General features: G+C 40.3%; 12 protein-coding genes. 10 read left to right on the top strand and 2 right to left on the bottom strand.

What is annotated here, in order from left to right:
* The first annotated feature begins 158 nt into the window (after positions 1-158).
* From BM073_RS14985 to BM073_RS14955, 7 genes are all read left to right on the top strand, one after another.
* Positions 159-2,366 carry a sodium-translocating pyrophosphatase gene (locus BM073_RS14985; protein WP_091655149.1) on the top strand — a complete coding sequence of 736 codons (2,208 nt, stop codon included), beginning with the start codon at positions 159-161 and terminating at the stop codon, positions 2,364-2,366.
* A 427-nt stretch (positions 2,367-2,793) separates the two neighbouring features.
* On the top strand, positions 2,794-5,880 hold the full coding sequence (locus tag BM073_RS14980) for a SusC/RagA family TonB-linked outer membrane protein (protein WP_091655148.1): 3,087 nt from the start codon (positions 2,794-2,796) through the stop codon (positions 5,878-5,880).
* Positions 5,881-5,899: 19 nt separating this feature from the next.
* Positions 5,900-7,309: a SusD/RagB family nutrient-binding outer membrane lipoprotein gene (locus BM073_RS14975; protein WP_091655147.1), complete on the top strand. Its 1,410-nt coding sequence runs from the start codon at positions 5,900-5,902 to the stop codon at positions 7,307-7,309.
* Between the two features lie 61 nt (positions 7,310-7,370).
* Positions 7,371-8,678, top strand: a complete 1,308-nt coding sequence (locus BM073_RS14970; RefSeq protein WP_091655146.1) for a D-alanyl-D-alanine carboxypeptidase — start codon at positions 7,371-7,373, stop codon at positions 8,676-8,678.
* Position 8,679: 1 nt separating this feature from the next.
* Positions 8,680-10,755, top strand: coding sequence for a S9 family peptidase (locus BM073_RS14965; RefSeq protein WP_091655145.1), 2,076 nt, complete (start codon positions 8,680-8,682; stop codon positions 10,753-10,755).
* Positions 10,756-10,757: 2 nt separating this feature from the next.
* Positions 10,758-11,183 (top strand): DUF1801 domain-containing protein, encoded by a 426-nt coding sequence (locus BM073_RS14960; RefSeq protein WP_091655144.1) that lies wholly within the window; start codon positions 10,758-10,760, stop codon positions 11,181-11,183.
* Complete coding sequence (locus BM073_RS14955; protein ID WP_091655143.1) at positions 11,180-11,893, top strand: DUF1835 domain-containing protein; 714 nt, start codon at positions 11,180-11,182, stop codon at positions 11,891-11,893. The genes BM073_RS14960 and BM073_RS14955 overlap by 4 nt, the downstream gene beginning before the upstream one ends.
* A 152-nt stretch (positions 11,894-12,045) precedes the next feature.
* Here BM073_RS14955 and BM073_RS14950 read toward each other — a convergent pair whose 3' ends face one another.
* Both BM073_RS14950 and BM073_RS14945 read right to left on the bottom strand, forming a co-directional pair.
* Positions 12,046-12,639: a hypothetical protein gene (locus tag BM073_RS14950; protein WP_091655142.1), complete on the bottom strand. Its 594-nt coding sequence runs from the start codon at positions 12,637-12,639 to the stop codon at positions 12,046-12,048.
* A gap of 1 nt (position 12,640) precedes the next feature.
* Complete coding sequence (locus tag BM073_RS14945; protein ID WP_091655141.1) at positions 12,641-13,138, bottom strand: RNA polymerase sigma factor; 498 nt, start codon at positions 13,136-13,138, stop codon at positions 12,641-12,643.
* 577 nt (positions 13,139-13,715) lie between these two features.
* Here BM073_RS14945 and BM073_RS14940 point away from each other — a divergent pair.
* Genes BM073_RS14940 through priA form a run of 3 tightly spaced genes read left to right on the top strand, consistent with a single transcriptional unit; the run spans position 13,716 to position 19,229 of the window.
* Positions 13,716-14,624: a GSCFA domain-containing protein gene (locus BM073_RS14940; RefSeq protein ID WP_175557928.1), complete on the top strand. Its 909-nt coding sequence runs from the start codon at positions 13,716-13,718 to the stop codon at positions 14,622-14,624.
* A gap of 56 nt (positions 14,625-14,680) precedes the next feature.
* A complete protein-coding gene (locus BM073_RS14935; RefSeq protein WP_091655139.1) occupies positions 14,681-16,705 on the top strand; it encodes a thioredoxin domain-containing protein in 2,025 nt (674 codons plus the stop codon).
* A 4-nt stretch (positions 16,706-16,709) separates the two neighbouring features.
* Positions 16,710-19,229, top strand: coding sequence for a replication restart helicase PriA (gene priA / locus BM073_RS14930; RefSeq protein ID WP_091655138.1), 2,520 nt, complete (start codon positions 16,710-16,712; stop codon positions 19,227-19,229).

The raw sequence follows: 19,229 nt of genomic DNA, 5'->3' as shown, positions 1-19,229 counted from the left end.
AGAATTAACAGTAGATATTTAAAATCTTTGAGATATTTTCAACAAACATTGGAAATAAAGGGCTTTACCCAAAATTTCTTTGGAGTTGGCAGGTAAGAGAGAAATTCTATATTTGCCCAATTATTTATTAACCAAACACAACAGCGTAAACAAACTTTATGGAACAAGCGGTGATTTATTTGGTCCCGGCACTGGGGATACTAGGCTTGATCGTCATGGCAATCAAGTCAGCCTGGGTAAACAAACAGGAAACAGGTGACAAAAACATGGTGGAATTGGCAGGATATATTGCTGATGGAGCCATGGCCTTTCTCAAAGCAGAATGGAAAGTTTTATCCTATTTTGCTATCATCGCAGGAATTCTACTGGCCTATTCAGGAACAACAGTTGAAACCTCCAGCCCACTTATTGCAGGTTCTTTTTTAATCGGAGCAGTATTCTCTGCTTTTGCAGGATACATAGGGATGAATATCGCTACCAAAGCGAACGTTCGAACCACTCAAGCTGCAAGAACTAGTTTAAAGCAAGCACTGAAAGTATCCTTCACCGGAGGTTCAGTAATGGGTCTAGGCGTGGCAGGATTAGCCGTGCTAGGATTAGGCTCTTTGTTTATTCTTTTCTACCAAATGTATGTGGTCAGCGCAGGTGCTGGAGTCAACGGAGTAGAAATGGAAAAAGCCCTAGAAGTATTGGCTGGTTTCTCTTTGGGTGCAGAGTCCATTGCTCTTTTTGCAAGAGTTGGCGGTGGTATTTATACAAAGGCCGCTGACGTAGGTGCTGACTTGGTAGGAAAAGTTGAAGCTGGAATCCCAGAAGATGACGTAAGGAACCCGGCAACTATTGCGGATAACGTGGGTGATAACGTAGGTGACGTAGCAGGTATGGGTGCTGACTTATTCGGTTCCTATGTGGCGACTATCTTGGCAACCATGGTTTTGGGAAGAGAAATTGTTTCCGATGATCAATTTGGAGGAATTGCCCCAATTCTCTTACCAATGGTACTTGCAGGTTTGGGTATTGTATTCTCTATTATGGGGATGGCCTTTGTAACCGTAAAAGATGACAAAGGAGATGTGCAAAAAGCGCTCAATATGGGCAACTGGTCTTCTATCATATTCACGGGTATTGCATCCTTTTTCGTTGTTAAACACATGCTTCCTGAGACCTTGGAAATCAGAGGATATGTATTTACCAATATGGACGTATTCTATGCAATCATCCTTGGTTTGGTAGTGGGTACATTGATGTCCATCATTACCGAATATTATACTGCTATGGGCAAGCGCCCAGTGATGTCGATTGTGAGGCAATCAGCAACCGGTCACGCAACCAATATTATTGGTGGACTATCTGTGGGTATGGAGTCAACAGTTTTACCAATTTTGGTTTTAGCTGGTGGTATATATGGTGCTTACGAATTTGCGGGTCTTTATGGCGTGGCAATCGCGGCAGCAGGTATGATGGCTACCACTGCCATGCAATTAGCAATTGACGCTTTTGGGCCTATTGCTGATAATGCAGGTGGTATAGCAGAGATGAGCCAGCTTCCGGAAGAAGTGAGAGGAAGAACAGATATATTGGATGCTGTAGGTAATACAACTGCTGCCACAGGAAAAGGCTTTGCAATTGCATCTGCAGCTTTGACTTCTTTAGCCTTATTCGCCGCATTCGTTGGAATTGCCGGCATTGATGCAATTGATATCTATAAAGCACCAGTATTGGCGGGCTTGTTTGTTGGAGGAATGATTCCATTCATCTTCTCCTCATTAGCTATTGCTGCGGTAGGTAGAGCTGCCATGGACATGGTAAATGAGGTAAGAAGACAGTTTAGAGAAATTCCTGGAATCATGGAATACAAGTCCAAACCTGAATATGATAAGTGTGTGGAAATCTCTACCAAAGCTTCTATCCGAGAAATGATTGCTCCAGGAGCTATTGCATTGATTACTCCAATTATTGTAGGATTTGCCTTTGGCCCAGAAGTTTTGGGTGGCTTATTAGCAGGTGTAACTGTTTCCGGTGTATTAATGGGTATGTTCCAATCCAATGCTGGCGGTGCTTGGGATAATGCGAAAAAATCCTTTGAAAAAGGAGTAGAAATCAACGGAGAGACCTTCTACAAAAAATCAGAACCTCATAAAGCTTCAGTAACAGGTGATACAGTAGGTGATCCTTTTAAGGATACTTCTGGTCCTTCCATGAACATTCTGATCAAGCTGATGTCAATTGTGGCTTTGGTTATTGCTCCTCATATTAGTGAGCGTCCACACGGAGAGCCAATGGCTGAGCGTGTGGAAGTGAAAAAAGAAATAAAATACGAAGACGGAAAGAAGATCGTCACAGAGACAAAAACCATTGTGAAATAAAGAATTTCATTCACTACAAACAGGCTGTTCGATTACCGAGCAGCCTTTTTTTTATCCTTGAAATCAGTTTATTGCATTTTTTAAATATCTATAAATGCAAAATTTTGCAATAAAACTTGCAATATTGAATTCATCATTTTTTGGCAACCGCTAAAATAAATTATCAAATAATGTTGATTTTACACTCTATAAATTTTTAAATTAAGCCTTCAACCAAATTAGAGGATAAAATTTTCTCTTAATATTTCAAAAAAGATCTTTTTACAAGAGTTCTAATTAAGCAATCAACCCAAAGAAAGGTATTAGAATCAGGCATTTTTATGCAGTTTTTAAAGTAAATACTGACAATCACAGACTTATAAACGGTAAAAAAATGCAAAATTCTAGTTTTTGTAGAACCAATTTTAAACTCATAACATAAAATCACATGAAAAACAGCTACAAATCAGCGTTGCTTTTTCTGATTGGTTTTTTGGCTTGCATTTCCTTGTATGCCCAACAGACTGTTTCAGGAATTGTCACCGCTAAAGAAGATGGAGCGCCCCTACCGGGTGTCAGCATCGTCATTCAGGGAACCTCCACGGGAGTGGTATCTGATATCGACGGGAAATACAGCATTTCAGTTCCCAATACCCAAGCGGTCTTGGTGTTCTCCTTTATTGGCTTCGAAACGCAACGAGTTCCTGTAGGCAACAGGAGCACACTTGACGTAAGTCTTGCAACAGAAACGTCCAATCTCGATGAGTTTATAGTCACCGCATTTGGTATTTCGCAGGAGAAAAAGGCTTTAGGCTATGCGGCTCAAAGTATCAATGCTGATGAGATCACTAAAACAAGACAGCCGAATGTGGTCAATGCACTTCAGGGTCAGGTAGCTGGCGTGCAGGTAACCAATTCAGGTGGAGCACCAGGGCAGTCGGCCAGAATCATTATTCGAGGCATCAACTCCTTGGACCCTTCTGCAGACAATCAACCATTATTTGTGGTAGATGGAGTTCCTGTAGACAACTCGACTATTGAATCCAATGGAACGCCTCGCGGTATGTCCAACCGTATCGCTGACATCAACCCAAATGACATTGAGTCCATGTCCGTATTAAAAGGGGCGGCTGCTACAGCGCTTTATGGTGTTCGCGCTGCCAACGGTGCAGTAATCATAACCACCAAAAAAGGGAAGTCAGGACAGATTCGTGTAGATTTTAATTCTTCTTTAGGCTTCGATAATTTGGCAAAGTTACCTGAGCTACAGGATCAATTTGGTCAAGGTTTTAGCGGGGTTAGAAATGATTCCAGCTTCTGGCCTTCCTGGGGTGCCAATATTGCTGAGGAAAATGATCCGAATTATGTTTATCAGGATAACTGGAACAGAGCATTCAATACAGGAATGCAGTTCGATAATAGTTTGAGTGTATCAGGAGGTAATGAAGTAGCAACTTTTTACGGATCCTTTGGCAGACTGGATCAAGAAGGAATTATACCATTCTCTACTTGGGATAGAACCAGTGCAAAATTATCCGGTACAGTAAAGGCCAGTGAGAAATTTAACTTTTCCGGCTCATTTAACTACACCAACTCTGGAGGAAACAGAGTGCCTCATGATAGATTTTTGGAGCGGATGATGTACTGGTCAGAAACCACCGATGTGCGGGATTACATCAATCCAGATGGTACCATGAAAACTTACGGAAACACCAATCCGATCTATGATGCCCGATTTGCTACTTACGAAGACAATGTCAATCGTATCATAGGAAATATCAACTTGAACTACAGCCCAACAGAATGGCTGACCTTTTCATATAGATTAGGAATGGACAATTATTCGGATTCCAGAACTGAAATCACTCCTGGTCCTATGGGCATCGATGGTGAAGTTCCATTAAGTTCTACAGGGTTTTTAGAAGAAACCAGAATTAACAGCAGGGATATCACTTCCAACTTTTACATCACCTTAAAGAAACAATGGAATTCTGACTGGAATACCAGTCTAAGATTAGGAAATGATGTATTTGAAAGAAAGTTTGACAGGGTAACTGCTACTGGTACCAACTTCGTGATTCCAGGATTCTACAATTTGAATAATACGACTCAAATTTTTGCCTCTCAGGGTAAAAGCATCCGAAGATTGGTTGGTTTCTACGGGGATTTGATGGTTGATTACAAAAATTTCCTTTTCCTGAATATTACAGGAAGAAATGATATCTCCTCTACCCTACCTAAGAATAACAATTCCTTCTTCTATCCTTCAGTTAATTTAGGGTATGTATTCAGCGAGAATTTTGATCTACCATCATGGGTCACCTTCGGTAAACTGAGAGCATCATGGGCTCAGGTAGGTAAGGACACCAACCCTCATATTTTGGGAGCAACTTTTGTTTCTCCGGGAGTATTTCCTCTTAATGGTCAAGTTGGTTTCTCGAGAAATTCAACATTTGGCGATCCTAATCTAAGACCTGAAACGACTACTTCTGTTGAGTTTGGTACACAGTTCGCATTTTTTAATAACCGCGCAAGTTTGGATGTAACCTATTACAAATCCAATGCTGCAGATCAGATTATTCCAGTGCCGATTTCTGACGCAACTGGCTTCTCTTCCTACATTACCAATGCAGGAGAAATTGAGAACCGAGGATTTGAAATCGTTTTGGGAGGTACTCCTATTGAAAGAGGGGATTTCCGCTGGGACGTTACAGCTAACTTAACTACCAACCAAAATGAAATCAAGGCAATCAGAGAAGGTATTGATCAAATTGTTGTAGGCTCTCAATTCGGATATGCCGGAAGTAGAGTTACGATGATCTTGAAAGAAGGGCAGGCTTATGGAAATATTTATGGAAGTAGCTATATCCGCCCTGGGGCTCCAGAAGGAACTGAAGAATTAAACAGAGATTTACCGGTACTTATTGGGGCAAATGGATTCCCAGTGAGAACAGGTAATCAGCTAATCTTGGGAAATGCAGTTCCAAAATTCTTTGGAGGCTTGAGAAACAACTTTTCTTACAAAGGACTAGAGTTTTCCTTCTTAATTGATTTCAGAGCAGGACTGGAGCAATATGATCAGTTTGGTAACTTCCTTTCTGCTTTTGGTAAACAAAAGGATTCAGAGAGAAGAAATGATTTCGTGGTTTTCCCAGGCATTTTGGCTGATGGATCTCAAAATACGAAGGAAGTTTGGCTGGGTCAGGGAGTTGGACCTGACGGAGTTAATTATGGAGCAGGTTACTGGAGAAATTATTACAGAACCACTTCTGAAAACTTTGTTAAAGATGCCAGCTTCATCAAATTGAGAAATGTGACTTTGGCTTATAATTTACAGCCAAACCTTCTGGAAAGAACTCCTTTCAGAACAGCCAGAATCTCTGTTGCAGCAAACAACATCATTCTTTACACTCCTTGGGATGGGTTTGATCCTGAATCTTTCTCTGCAGGAGCTGGTGGCAATGCTGTCGGATTCACCGGATTGGGATTCCCGGGGGTTCAAAGCCTATTCTTCACTTTGAATTTGGGATTGTAAACCTTTAACCAGGAAAAAGATGAAATTTAAAAATAAACTATCAGCGATTTTAGCATCCGTGGTATTGATGGCTTCAGCCTGCGATTCCTTCTTGGATGTCAATGAAAATCCTAATAACCCTGAAGATGCACCTATTTCAGGTTTGATGACTAACAGTACTTATGAAACCGCACTCAATATTTTCAGGGGCGGTAGTGCCACAAGTAATTATGTACAATACTTAGCTTCTCCAAATCCCGGCAGTTCATCCGACATAATGGATCCTTCGGACTTTAGTGGCACTTGGTTCAGTCTTTATAATGTGATGACTGATTTGGATGTGATCATTAAGAAAAGTGAGGAAAATGGAGCAAATCATTACAAAGGAGCTGCTCAAATCCTCATGGCTCTGAATCTGGGAATGACCGTTGACTTCTTTGGAGATGTACCATTTTCCCAAAGTTTCAATTTTGAGACCGTGACTCCGGCTTATGATGATGATCAAGAACTTTATCGAAGAGTCTTGGAACTCTTGGATGAAGGAATTGCAAATCTCCAAGGCCAAACTTCCATTTCCATGGGGAATGATGACTTCATTTATCAAGGCAATGTTGCCAATTGGATAAAATTTGGCAATACTTTAAAAGCAAGATTCTTATTGCATACCAAAGGCACTTCTGCCTACAGTGAATCTGAATTGTTAGCAGCAGTCAATGCTGGCTTTACATCTTCAAATGATGATGCAAGCGTAAGCTTTTTCGAGCAAAGGTTTAATCCTTGGGCTCAGGTTGCCATCAACAACTCTAACCTTCTTTTAGGTGGATGGATCTCAGAGCAATTTGTAGAAGCACTGGATGGTACTTCCTATCCTACGGTTGATCCAAGATTGCCATTGATGATCGGAACCACTGACGAAGGGGAATTTGTAGGTACAGTAAACGGAGCAGGAAGAGGAAATGCGCCAGAGCAAGGTGCTAGATCCACTTTGATCCCAGGTCAGTTTTACACCTCCACTCAATCTCCTATTTTGATTGCGACTTTTGCTGAACTCAAATTTATTGAAGCGGAGGCTGCTTTACAGAATGATAGAGCCAGAGCCTATTCGGCCTATTTAGCAGGAATCGAGGCGCATATGGATATGCTGGGTGTTGCTGATGCAGAAAAAGCATCTTATTTGGCTGATCCTAGTGTAAGCATGGGTGCCGCCAATTTAACCTTGGCTGATATCATGAAAGAAAAATGGGTAGCTCTATTCCTACATCCTGAAACATGGAATGATGCAAGGAGATTTGATTATAGCTATAAGAATATGACACTTCCGGAAAATTTAAACCCAGATTTGAATGGGCAGTATATCCGAAGACTTGCCTATCCAGATAGTGAGGTCAGTAGAAATGGCGACAATGTCCCTTCCGTTACTTTGCTGGATAGAATCTGGTGGAATCAATAATTAAACAGTAAACCTTTAAGTCTCCTGCCAAAATGCAGGAGACTTTTTTTATTTTAAGAGAATGAAAAAAATTCTTTTCGCAATCCTGCTACTCGGTAGTTCATGTACCGTTCAGAAGATCAACCGCTCCATTAAAAAATCTGAGGTTTTCAATCAGGGGCATATGGGAATGATGGTAGTTGACCCTATCAAAGACAAAACCTTGATAGATATCAATTCTGGCAAATATTTCATTCCTGCCTCCAATACCAAACTTTTCACCTTTTACACCTCTTACACGGTTTTGGGTGACAGCTTGATTAATGGCCTCAATTATCTGGAAAAAGGAGACTCCTTGATTTTTTGGGGAACCGGTGATCCCAGTCTTTTGCATCCCGATCTGAAAAACGAGAAAGCGATTAATTTTTTAAAAAACAGCAAAAAGGAGCTGTATCTCCTGGACAATTTTGAACAAGTAGATGCTTTTGGCCCAGGATGGTCTTGGGATTGGTACAATGCTTACTATGCCACAGAGCGCTCAGCCTTCCCGATTTATGGAAATGTACTTCGCTTCAAGTATGAAATTGGAGATCCTAATTTTACCATCAATCCAACCTGGTTTAAGCCCTTTCTTTCCGCTCAAAAAACAGAAAATTGGACTGGATACAATTTCAAAAGAGATAGATATCAAAACTTATTTTCCTATCAATTTACTGATAAGCCCGAACAAAAAAGTTTCGAAAGAGACATCCCTTTTGTGACTTCTGCCGAGCTCACGGCCTTGATGCTTTCAGATATTTTAGATAAAAAGATCACTCTGATAAAAGACCATGCCTACTTTTCCGAAGAGCCAATAAAATTACTCAGTACGCCGGCTGACAGCATTTATGCTCAAATGATGAAAATCTCAGATAATTTTCTGGCAGAACAATTATTGCTGTTGGTTTCTGATCAACTCAGCAATAAACTAAGCACTCGGGATGCCATTGCTTACGCAAAGGAAAATTTATTAGGCGACTTACCGGATGAACCGGTATGGTACGATGGCTCCGGGCTTTCAGCTCGAAATATGTTTACTCCACGTTCCATTATTGCACTCTTGGCTAAAATCAGAGCTGAAGTTCCTTTAGAAAAAATCAAAGCCTACTTCCCTGCCGGAGGAGAATCAGGCACAATCCGCAACTGGTATCCTTCCGATCCTGGGCAGGCGCCCTACATCTATGCTAAAACAGGAACTCTCAGCATGAGTAATGCCCTAAGTGGGTATTTGATCACAAAAAGCGGGAAAATCCTTCACTTTTCCTGTCTTTTTAACAATTACACCATTTCATCCAACGATTTAAAAACCGAACTTCAAAAGATACTTTATCGCCTCCACGACCAATACTAACATGAAGAAGACCACATCGCTTACTTTCATTCTATTCCTGACTTTTTGTTTTCTAGCAAAAGCCCAAAACTTTAGCATGGAACAAGTGGGGAAATTCAGCTTTCCCTCCGAACTGACCTCCTCCCCTTCAGGTGAAAAGATCGCCTGGGCCATGAACGAACAAGGAAAACGCAATGTGTATTTCGCTGAAGGCCCTGATTTTAAACCCGCAAAACTCACTTCTTTCAATGAAGATGATGGGCAAGAAATCAGCAGTCTTCGATTTACTCCTGATGGAAATTGGTTGGTTTTTGTAAGAGGAGGCGACCATGGTGGTGGCAATGCTTCCTCAACTGTCAATGCACAAAATTTACCCAAGCTTCCCAAGGTTGAAATCTGGAAAATCAATCTTCAAACAAAGGCCACTTCAGTCGTTACAGAGGGAGATGATTTCTTTTTAGGAGCAGGGCAACAATTGGTTTTTTTGAAAAATGGCCAAGTATGGAAAGCAGATATTTCAGAGAAGGATAAACCCACCCAATTATTTGAAGTCAAAGGTTCTGTTAATTCATTGGAATTTTCACCTGATGGAAAAAAGATAGCCTTTACCGTAAATCGGGGCGGGCATCAGCTTTTAGGCATATTCGAAAACACTCAAACACCCATACATTGGATAGCCCCTTCTTTTCATCGCTATTCTCAGCCTAAATGGTCTTCGGATGGAAATAAAATAGCTTTTATTAAAACATTGGGCGGTGAAGGAGCAGCCTTTCCTCTTTTGGAACCAAGACATGTCCCATGGGAAATTTGGATAGCAGATGTGAGCTCAGGAGAAGGCAAAATGCTTTGGAAAGCTCCCGAAACATTGAGAGGATCCTACCGCTATCCTTTTTTTGCTTTTCCCAATGCAAATGAGTTGATTTTCGAGTCTTACCAAGATGGATGGCAACACTTATACTCCTTAGACATCAACTCGGGTACCACTACCTTACTGACTCCGGGAGATTATATGGTGGAACAAATCAAACTGAGCCCAGACAACAAGAAATTAGTCTTTTCGGCTAATACCGGTCCTGAAAAAGAAGATATGGATAGAAGGCATATTGGCTCCGTTGACCTTTTCAGCAAAAAACTAAATTGGGAAACTACAGGAACTGGAATTGAGGCCTATCCGGTTACCATTGGACAAGGGAATACGCTGGCCTTTTTTTCTGCAACCGCTCAAAGGCCTCATTTAGTCACCTTGAAAAAGGGAGCGGAAATACGAGTTTTACAGGAAAATCTGATTCCTTCTGATTTTCCTCAAACAAGCTTAATCACACCCAAACAAGTCAGTTTTACTGCTCCAGATGGCACGATAGTCTATGGACAGCTTTTTGAAAAAGCCGGGGGACCTGCTCAAAAGCCAGGAGTAGTATTTGTTCATGGAGGTCCACAAAGGCAAATGCTTCTGGGCTGGAGCTACATGGATTATTATTCTAATACTTATGCACTCAACCAGTATCTGGCGGAATTAGGTTTTGTTGTCCTTTCAGTCAATTTCAGATTAGGAATTGGTTATGGCTATGAATTTCATCGGCCTGCTTATGGATACTATCAGGGCGCTGTAGAGTATCAGGATGTAAAGGCGGGAGGAGAATTTTTGGCAGCTTTACCGCAAGTTGACCCTGATAAAATAGGGATTTACGGGGGCAGTTATGGCGGATTTTTGACTGCTTTAGCTTTGGCCAGAGACTCGGGTTTATTTAAGGTTGGGGTGGACATCCATGGAGTTCATGACTTGGACGGAAGGTATGATTTACCGGATGGTTATGAAGTGGCTCCAGACTATGAAAAAGCTTTGGAAGTTGCATGGAAATCCTCCCCTATAGCAGATTTGGCCACTTGGACATCACCTGTGCTCTTTATTCATTCCGATGATGACAGAAATGTCAACGTGAGCCAAACCACAGATCTAATTCGAAGATTTGAAGAATTGAATAAGCCCTATGAATCTATATTGATTCCCGGAGACACACATCATTGGATGAAATGGAGAAACATGATCCGGGTAGATCAAGCAACCGCAGATTTCTTGAAAAAACACTTAATGAACTGATTATGGCTGAAAATAAAACCCAAGCAACCGATGCCTCTGTGGACGAGTTTATCGAGGCAGTAGAATCTCCTAAAAAGAGGGAAGACGCCTATGCCTTAAAGAAGATGATGGAAGAAGTAACCGGTGAAAAACCGGTTATGTGGGGACCATCTATAGTAGGCTTTGGTCAATATCATTATAAGTATGATTCAGGAAGAGAGGGAGACTTTCTGATTGTAGGGTTTTCTCCCAGAAAAGCTTCAATTTCAGTTTATTTACTCGGATGCATGGAGAATAACTTTGATGAGTTATTATCCAAATTGGGAAAGCATAAAATGAGTGTTTCCTGCTTATATATCAATAGGTTGGCAGATATAAATGAATCCGTTCTACGGGAATTAATTAAAAAGTCTTACGATTTTATGAAGGAAAAATATCCTTCCAAATGATTTACCACATACTCAATGGAGATGCATTGAAGGATCAGTTTCCTAAAGGCATTATAGGTGAAAAGATCATATTCAGAGAATGCTTAATTGACGGTCCGATTGAATCTGATTCTGAAGAAGCATTTTGGAAAACAAGAAAAAAATTCATTTCAGAGGATTATCACGATCTAAACTACGACACCTATTCCAAGGCCGAAATCGAGAAAATCACCAAAATCCCGAATAAGTCGGAGGTTTATTTTTGGTTTGAGGAAGATTGCTTCTGTCAAGTAAATTTTTGGAAGGCTGTCAGTTTATTAGGTATAAAAAATCATACAGCGTATCTAGTACTTCCAGGTCAGAAGTCTCCTTACAGTTTTGCAAATCTTTCTCAAAAGGATTTACAGGATCAATTTCAAAATTCCCAGTTGCTTACAAATTCGGATTTACTACTTTTTAGAAAGCTTTGGGATCATTACAAAGGAGGGAATTTCGAAATGCTTACAAACGAAATTTCTGGCTATGAAAGTAGGTTTCCTTTTTTATCCATAGCAATCCAAGGAATCAAGGAGATCAAAAATCGTAATTTACCAGCTGAACTTTTAATCCAATTCAAGCAACAAAATCCCGATTCAACTTTCCTGGAAGCCTTTCGATACTTTCATCAAATTGCTCCTCACTATGGTTTAGGCGATTTACAGGTATTGAGAATTTGGGAGAAAATACGATAATAAAATCATAAGCTATGGTATTTACAGGACGTACAAAAAAGGGCTTCGGCTCAGATCAACCTGACAGCGGATATAACTATCATTTGACACAAAGTCGAAACCCTCATTAGTCTAACTCTAACTGAAAAAACTCTAGTTTTTTGAGTCCTCAATCAATCCAAATTTTTCAAAACTTCCTCTGAATCCTTTAGCGAAGCCTGATACTTCTTCATCACAAAACGAGTAAAAAAGAATAATAATATAAATCCTATTGGTACATATCCCAACCAATACCAAGACCTCTCAACCATACTTGGATCTCCTGCCAACTCCATCAAAGGAGGAAGGATAGTGATCAGAAAAATCCCTGATAGGTAAAGTCCATATTTTTGAACCTTCCAAAATCGTTTCTTATCTCTTTGAAACTTTTCCAATACCTGAACCGGTGCACTCTCTCCCAGATCCAGTTGATTCAAGCTCCAGATTGATTTGAGAATGAATACCGGTATAATAGTAACAATCATAATATTTAAGATCATCAATACCTGATTAATCGGATTTTGTAACTGAGGAAACTTATAAATAAAGTATCCTGCACAGGCAAAACAGATTACACTTCCCAATATTTCCGAGAATGCGACTTGCCCTATTTTTTGTCTATATTTTTTTTGAGTCATTTCCATGAGTATCTCCTTTTGAATTTTTTCCTGTTGTTCTACTTTGACGCTAAGGTCCTCCCAAAGCGATTTCATTTCTTCTAATTTCATGTTAGTTTGCTTTATTGGAGTGAACGCCTTGCTTTAACTTCTGCTTTATCCGCGACATACGCGTACCTACATTACTGATGCTGATTCCCACGATTTCAGAAATTTCTTCATGACTTTTTCCTTCTAGATAGAGAAAGACAATCCCTCTGTCAAGCAGATTCAGTTTTCTGATCTCTGCATAGAGCTGAATTATTTTTTCTTCCTTTATGGGATCTTTTTCATCCGCAATCTCTACTCTCAAACCCTCTAAAGGCACTGCAGTCACCTTTTTCTTGGATTGATTAAGATGCGTAATTGCCGTATTCATACCCACCCTGTAAAGCCAAGTACTGGGTTTGGAAGCTTTTTTAAACTGATCAAAAGATTTCCAAGTCTGATAGACAATTTCCTGATAGAGATCATTTTGCTCCTCTCGATCCCGGGTATATATAGTGGTGATCTTATAGATCAGTCCCTGGTTTTCCTGAATGAGCTGAACAAATTCTTGATCCTTATTCATTGAATGGCTTTTGACTTATTAGTCTGAAAGAGTTGGAAAAAATCACAGTTGAACTCATCTTTTTTTAAAAATTATAAAAAAATCTTCATAACAGCCTTTAGAAAAAGTTTGACCCCTTCAGGGTCAGGATAGCATTACGAGGTCATTATCCTCCAAGGGTTGCATCTGCCTACCGGCAAAGGCAGGCCCGTGGTTATTATAAGGTTAAATCCTTTCAGGATTTTAATCACCTTAAAGTTATTACAAAAAGATTAAACGGTCTTTCAGTTTCAATAACCACGAAGTGGTTAAACCCTTCAATAACCGCCAGTGAAACTGGTGGAAAAAATGCTCCATCATCTCCCCAAACCAACTCTGAAGGAGTTGAACTTACCTGTATAAGTTCGACCCCATTAGATCAGGGTTTCATTACGGTTTTTTCTTTACCTCAGGTTTCACTCACGGCTATAGAAAATTAAGTACCCCATAAGAAGCTTAAAAAGCTTCAATTCTGTAATTTCACAGCATGCAATGGATGACTAATTTTTCGATTCCCGAAAGCCCTTCCCCTATCACTTATCAGTCCAAAATTTTAAGCATGGGCTCCTGCTTTGCTGATTCTATGGGAAGGCGCATGAAAGAAGCCAAGTTTGATATTCTAGTCAACCCGTTTGGTACCATTTTTCACCCCAGTATCTTGGCGGAATTGTTAGATCATGCCCTATTCAAGGACAAATTAAATGAAGGTGGAATTCTGCAGCGAGAAGATTTATTTTTCCACTACTCAAGTCATTCTGATTTGAATGCGAAATCCAAAGAAGAGCTTGGAGAAAAGTGGGCTCACCAGATCGAACAAACCCATCAATATCTCAAAGATGGGTCACATTTAATCCTGACTTTTGGTACTGCCTGGCTTTATGAGCATCAGGACTTTGGGTCTGTAGCCAATTGTCACAAACAGCCTCAAAGTTTATTTAAAAAGAAGATCACAGAACTTGATAGAATGGTGCTTGATCTCTTCCATGTTTTGGACAACTTTTCTAGAGCCTTTCCAGACCTCAAAATTATTTTAACTGTCAGCCCAGTTAGACATATCAAGGATGGCATCCCTGAAAATCAATTGAGTAAAAGCCTCTTGAGAGTACTTTGCTCAGAATTGGAAAGAAAACTTGATTCGGTGTCGTATTTTCCTTCCTATGAAATCATGATGGATGAGCTAAGGGATTATAGATTTTACAAAGAAGATAGAATCCACCCGACAGAAGAAGCCGAAAACTACATCTGGGAAAAATGGATAAACAGTCAATTCACTCGTGAAACGCTAGTTACCTATCAGGAAATTCAAAAGGTAAATCGTGAACTTGCCCATCGTCCACTTAATCCTGAAAGCAAATCGCATCAGAAATTCTTACAGAACTTAAAAAGTAAACTGGAACGATTAAACGAGGAATTTGATTTTTTCAATGAAATCGAAACTGTTTCAAAAACGCTCCAAGGGTTTCATTAAAGAATAATCTATAATATACTTAACCCGTCAAGAGTTCTCTATAAATTATCAAATCAATGAATCGACTCATTCATGGTCAAAGTCCCTATCTTCTCCAACACGCTCATAATCCAGTAGACTGGTATCCATGGGGAGAAGAAGCACTGGAAAAAGCTAAGAGAGAGAATAAGCCCATCTTGGTATCCATAGGTTACTCAGCGTGCCATTGGTGCCATGTGATGGAAAGGGAGAGCTTTGAAGATGAGGTCACAGCAGATTTAATGAATGATCATTTTGTATGTATCAAGATTGACCGGGAAGAGCGACCTGATTTGGATAATATCTATATGGATGCGGTTCAGGCCATGGGATTACAGGGAGGATGGCCATTGAATGTTTTTTTGATGCCTAACCAAAAACCATTTTACGGAGGAACCTATTTCAAGAATCATCAATGGAAGGGGCTTTTGGCAAATATTGCAGATGCTTTCTCTAAGCATGAGGATCAGCTGGCTGAAAGTGCGGAAGGGTTTGGGAAAAGTCTGGCCCGACGAGAAACAGAAAAATATGGGATTTCAGCAGGAGCACTTGATTTTGATCCGGATGATTTGGCAGAAATAAGCTTAAAACTCAGCTCCCAGTTTGATATGGAATGGGGCGGAATGAATCGTGTCCCCAAATTCCCCATGCCTGCCATCTGGCTTTTCACACTTGATTACGCCTTACTTTCCAAAAATGAAGACTTGAAGGAAAAAGTTTTTTTTACCCTGAAGAAAATCGGCATGGGTGGTATTTATGATCATTTGAGAGGTGGTTTTGCTAGGTATTCTGTAGATGGAGAATGGTTTGCTCCCCATTTCGAAAAGATGTTGTATGATAATGGTCAGTTGCTTGAGCTGTATGCCAAGGCATTCCAAGTTAGCGGTGATCATTTTTTCTTGGAAAAAGTTGAAGAAACCATCGCCTGGCTTGAAGCGGAAATGCTACAGGAAGAAGGTGGATTTCATGCAGCACAAGATGCAGATAGCGAAGGAGTAGAAGGAAAATTTTATACTTGGACCTATGCTGAATTGGCAAATTTGGTTGGAGATGAACTCCCATGGCTGAATAAATTATACAATCTCAAACCCAATGGGAATTGGGAAAATGGGGTCAACATCTTATTCCAAACTGAAAGCTATTCCCAAATTGCTTCAGAATTTGGTATGTCGGAAGATGACCTTAAAAAGAAAATCAAGCAAGTTAAAAACAGCCTGCTTGAGGTCCGAAATCAAAGGATTTTTCCAGGCAAAGATGATAAAATTCTATCCGGATGGAATGCCATAATGAGTTCAGGCCTGATCCAAGCCTATCATGCAACTGGCAATCATCATTACTTGCAGCTTGCTTTGAATAATTTAGATTTCATCAAAGAAAAGCTCTACCAAAAAGATTTGCTCTATAGATCTTACAAAAACGGTCATCACTACACTCCCGCATTTTTGGAAGATTACTCTCAGGTGATCAAAGCCAATTTGATGGCATTTGAAGCCAGTGGAAAATTAGCCTATTTAGAGTTTGCCCAAAAATTAAGCGATTATTGTCTAGAGGCTTTTTATGATGAAAGCGATGGATTCTTCTTTTTCAACAATCCCAAAGCAGAAAAGCTTATTGCAGACAAAAAAGAACTCTTTGACAATGTCATTCCTGCCTCCAATTCTGTCATGGCCCGAAACCTACACAGACTTTCTATATTTACTTATGAAGAGAAATACGGTGAAATTGCTTCCAAAATGCTGGGAGGAATGAAAAGCTTAATTTTAAAAGAACCCGGATTTCTCTGTAATTGGGCCTCTTTTTTATTAGAGTCGCTTGTTCCTACTGCTGAAATTGGAATCTTGGGAAAAGGCGCTCGTGAAAAGGCTATAGAAATTCAGCGAGGCTATCAACCGAATACCATAGTAGCCTGGGTAGAAAACATGACAGAAACTGCCCCTATTCTTTCCGACAAAAAGCCTGATTCGGATGGAAATGCCTTAATTTATGTCTGCTTTGACCATACTTGTCAAAAACCGGTCTCAAGCATAGAAGAAACTATTTCACAACTACCCTATCTAGCCTGATTAAGTGCAAAGCCTTTTTGGAGAAGAAGATAATATGATGATGGAATCCGGGAAAAATTTCGCGGATATCATACTTCCTGTGCCCATTCCAAGGATGTTCACTTATAAAATTCCAAAAAATCTGGCATCTGAAATTCAAATTGGCGCCCGAGTAATTGTTCAATTTGGCCGAAAAAAGATCCTGACTGGAATCATTGGTAAAGTTCATAATAAGCCTCCACAGGCATACGATGCCAAGCCTATTTTGGAAGTATTGGATGATCAACCATCCGTAAATCCACTTCAAATCAGATTTTGGGTTTGGATGGCCAGCTATTATTGCTGCCATATCGGTGAAGTAATGCATGCGGCTTTGCCTTCAGGCTTGCGCCTATCTTCAGAGTCAAAGGTTCAGGCAAACCCAAATTTTGACCGGGAAAATGCTGCCTATCCTATGGATGAAAGGGAAGATAAAATCCTGGACGCCTTGGAAAATCAGGCAGAATTGAGCTATGAAGACTGTGAAAAAATTCTTGGCGTAAAGACCATACATCCCATATTGAAGAGTTTGGTTGCCAAAGAGGCAGTATTGATTTTTGAAAAAGTACAGGAAAAATACAGCCCAAAAATTGAAACAAGAGTCCGGATCAAAGCAGAAATTGCATCTGATAAAAAAGCATTAGAAGCAGTTTTTGAGGGATTGGCAGGAAAAGCCAAACAAGAGTCCATACTGCTAAAATACCTTAGGGATGTTCCTGTTTTCAAAAACATCAAACTCAATGAAAAGGGAGTTGATAAGGCTACTTTGTTGGAAGAAGGGGATTCCGAAAGCTCTCTGAAAACCCTGATCAAAAATGGTGTTTTTGAAAGCTTCAAAGTGGTAGTCAACCGCATCGAAGAAATGGAGCCTGAAAAAGAACCGGCCAAACTTTCGGATTCACAGGAGCAAGCGGTAGCAGAAATCCATCAACATTTTGAGGAGAAGCAATGCGTCTTACTCCATGGGATTACAGGAAGCGGTAAAACTGAAATTTACATCAGACTGATTCAGGAAATTTTGGAAAGTGGTTCGCAGGTACTTATGCTGCTTCCTGAAATCGCCCTGACAACTCAAATAGTCAGCAGATTACAGCAAGTTTTTGGATCGAAGATGGGAGTTTATCATTCCAAATACTCAGATAATGAAAGAGTGGAAGTTTGGAATGGAGTTCTTTCTGGCCGATTCTCATTTGTAGTGGGGGTTCGTTCCTCCATTTTTCTCCCATTTGATTCCTTGGGTTTAATTATTGTTGATGAGGAGCATGAATCCAGTTTCAAGCAATTTGATCCAGCACCTAGATTTCAGGCTAGGGATTCGGCAATAATGCTGGCATATTTTCATCAAGCCAAAACACTGTTGGGTTCTGCCACTCCATCTTTTGAATCTTATTTCAATGCACTTCATGAAAAATACGGCTATGTACAGTTGCATCAGCGCTATGGAGAAGCTCAACTCCCACAATATAATCTCGCCAATCTGAGTGCAGACCGTAAAAAAAATCTCTTGAAGCTGGATTCAACCCGCTTGATGAGAGAAAAAATTCAAGATGCACTCAGCAAAAATGAACAAGTCCTGATTTTCCAGAACAGACGCGGATACTCGCCATACATTCAGTGTGAAGATTGTGGCTGGACAGGTCAATGTGTGCAATGCGATGTCAGCCTAACCTACCATCAATTTGCGGAAGAAATGCGCTGTCATTATTGTGGTTATAAGGAGAAGGTTCCCAGCTCCTGCCCGGCATGTGGCAGCACTCAACTTTCTACCATGGGTATGGGAACAGAGCGGATAGAAGAATCCTTAAGTATGCTTTTCCCGGAAGCAAGGATGGGGCGGATGGACTTAGACACTACTCGAAATAAATATGGGTATCAGCGATTGTTGGAGGAATTTGGAGCTGGTCAGATCGATATTTTAGTAGGAACCCAGATGATCACCAAAGGACTGGACTTTGGAAGAGTCACCGTAGTTGGGATATGGGATGGGGATAGGATTTTAAATTTCCCGGATTTCAGAGCTGGCGAAAGAGCTTATCAGCAAATTACTCAAGTTGCAGGTCGCGCGGGTAGAAGAGCTACTCAGGGAGAGGTAATTATTCAAACCCGAAATCCCGAAAATGATATTTTTGAGAAGGTAATCAAGGGAGATTATTATGAGTTTTTCCGTCAGGAAATGATGGAAAGGAAAAAATTTTATTATCCCCCATATGTTAAGCTGGTCAAGATTACCACCAGGCATTCTGATTTTAAAACTACCGAAAAAGCCGCCAATGCACTTCATCGGGAAATGGCACAGATTCCTGTAAAGAAAATCGTATTAGGCCCTGAAAAAGCTCTTATAGGCAGGATCAAAAATCAATACCAATTTGAAAGTATGATCAAGCTAGATAGGTCAGGCACTACCCAAACAAGCTTCAAAGAAAGGCTGGCTGAAATACTGGAAGAATTACAATCCAGGCCGGAATTTCGCTCAGTAAGATGGATTGTAGATGTAGATCCATCTTAA

Source organism: Algoriphagus ornithinivorans (assembly GCF_900115305.1).
GTDB lineage: Bacteria > Bacteroidota > Bacteroidia > Cytophagales > Cyclobacteriaceae > Algoriphagus > Algoriphagus ornithinivorans.
This window is presented reverse-complemented; position numbering and strand designations above follow the sequence as displayed.

Coding starts and splice junctions, on each gene's coding strand:
- BM073_RS14985 (WP_091655149.1), top strand. CDS start 159: ATGGAACAAGCGGTGATTTATTTGGTCCCGGCACTGGGGATACTAGGC.
- BM073_RS14980 (WP_091655148.1), top strand. CDS start 2,794: ATGAAAAACAGCTACAAATCAGCGTTGCTTTTTCTGATTGGTTTTTTG.
- BM073_RS14975 (WP_091655147.1), top strand. CDS start 5,900: ATGAAATTTAAAAATAAACTATCAGCGATTTTAGCATCCGTGGTATTG.
- BM073_RS14970 (WP_091655146.1), top strand. CDS start 7,371: ATGAAAAAAATTCTTTTCGCAATCCTGCTACTCGGTAGTTCATGTACC.
- BM073_RS14965 (WP_091655145.1), top strand. CDS start 8,680: ATGAAGAAGACCACATCGCTTACTTTCATTCTATTCCTGACTTTTTGT.
- BM073_RS14960 (WP_091655144.1), top strand. CDS start 10,758: ATGGCTGAAAATAAAACCCAAGCAACCGATGCCTCTGTGGACGAGTTT.
- BM073_RS14955 (WP_091655143.1), top strand. CDS start 11,180: ATGATTTACCACATACTCAATGGAGATGCATTGAAGGATCAGTTTCCT.
- BM073_RS14950 (WP_091655142.1), bottom strand. CDS start 12,639: ATGAAATTAGAAGAAATGAAATCGCTTTGGGAGGACCTTAGCGTCAAA.
- BM073_RS14945 (WP_091655141.1), bottom strand. CDS start 13,138: ATGAATAAGGATCAAGAATTTGTTCAGCTCATTCAGGAAAACCAGGGA.
- BM073_RS14940 (WP_175557928.1), top strand. CDS start 13,716: ATGGGCTCCTGCTTTGCTGATTCTATGGGAAGGCGCATGAAAGAAGCC.
- BM073_RS14935 (WP_091655139.1), top strand. CDS start 14,681: ATGAATCGACTCATTCATGGTCAAAGTCCCTATCTTCTCCAACACGCT.